The sequence below is a fragment of the Eubacterium sp. ER2 genome, from assembly GCF_000765215.1.
Lineage (GTDB): Bacteria > Bacillota > Clostridia > Lachnospirales > Lachnospiraceae > Claveliimonas > Claveliimonas intestinigallinarum.
Map to the genome: position 1 here is coordinate 1 of NZ_JPJE01000065.1, position 1,213 is coordinate 1,213.

Below are 1,213 nucleotides of genomic sequence, written 5' to 3' on the forward strand. Positions count from 1 at the left end.
TGGATGGGCAGGCCGTTGGCGATGTTGCTGCTGAAGGTGGCCACCGCGGAATTGTAGTTGGGGCGGCACCATTTCCCGAACAGGTTGGGGAAGCGGTAGATCAGCACTTTCGCTCCGGTCTCCTTGCTGTATGCCTGAAACAGCTCCTCCCCTGCCAGCTTGCTCCTGCCATACTCACTGCCGGCAAAGCGGCCTGTCAGGCTGGCCTGGATGCTGCTGGAGAGCATGACGGGGGCTTTGTTCCCGTGCTTCTTCAGGGTATCCAATAAGGTGGAGGCAAAGCCGAAGTTCCCCTTCATGAAATCCTCCTGGTTCTTGGGCCGGTTCACCCCCGCCAGGTTGAAGACAAAATCCGCATCCTTGCAGTAGGTGTCCAGCTCCTCCGGGGTAGAGTCAATGTCATAGGTATAGATGGTCAGCTCTGAAGGATCCCCCAGGCCCTCTATCCTGTGCACCCGGTCCTTGCCGTCCCGGATGCTCTCCAGGGAGGCGGTCAGGTTCCTGCCTACGAAGCCTTTGGCTCCGGTGATCAGTATGTTCATCTTGTTGCCCTCCTCTAACGGTTTTCCCACTCTTTTAGTTCATCCTGGATATACTTCAGGGACAGCAGCTTCTCCTTCACCCGCTCCACGTCCAGCAGTTCCGTGTTGCTGGAGTTGAACTCGGTCAGGGTGTTCCTCTGCACATCCCCGTCCTTGAAATATTTGTCATAGTTCAGGTCCCGCTTGTCGCAGGGTACCCGGTAGAAATTCCCCATGTCAATGGCATGGGAGCACTCCTCGTTGGTCAGCAGGGTCTCATACATCTTTTCCCCGTGGCGGATGCCGATGACCTTCACCGGGTTGTCCGCATGGAACACCTCCTCCACAGCCCGGGCCAGCACCTCGATGGTGCAGGCCGGCGCCTTCTGTACCATGATATCACCGCTCTGGGCGTTCTGGAAAGCGAAAACCACCAGCTCCACCGCTTCTTCCAGGCTCATGATGAACCGGGTCATGGCGGGCTCTGTCACGGTCAGCTCCTTCCCTTCCTTGATCTGGCTGATGAAAAGAGGGATGACCGAGCCCCGGGAGCACATGACATTGCCGTAGCGTGTACAGCAGATGGCTGTCTTCTCCGGGGAAACGGTCCTTGATTTGGCCACGATCACCTTCTCCATCATGGCCTTGGAGGTGCCCATGGCGTTCACCGGATAGGCGGCCTTGTCCGTGGA

General features: G+C 57.7%; 2 protein-coding genes. Both read right to left on the minus strand.

The features are described from left to right. Positions 1-542 (minus strand): NAD-dependent epimerase/dehydratase family protein (locus NI21_RS0115490; protein WP_033127113.1); only part of this gene is annotated, 542 nt, incomplete at its 3' end. Positions 543-556: 14 nt separating this feature from the next. Then, the coding region (locus NI21_RS0115495; RefSeq protein ID WP_033127114.1) for a polysaccharide biosynthesis protein at positions 557-1,213 on the minus strand (657 nt) is incomplete at its 5' end.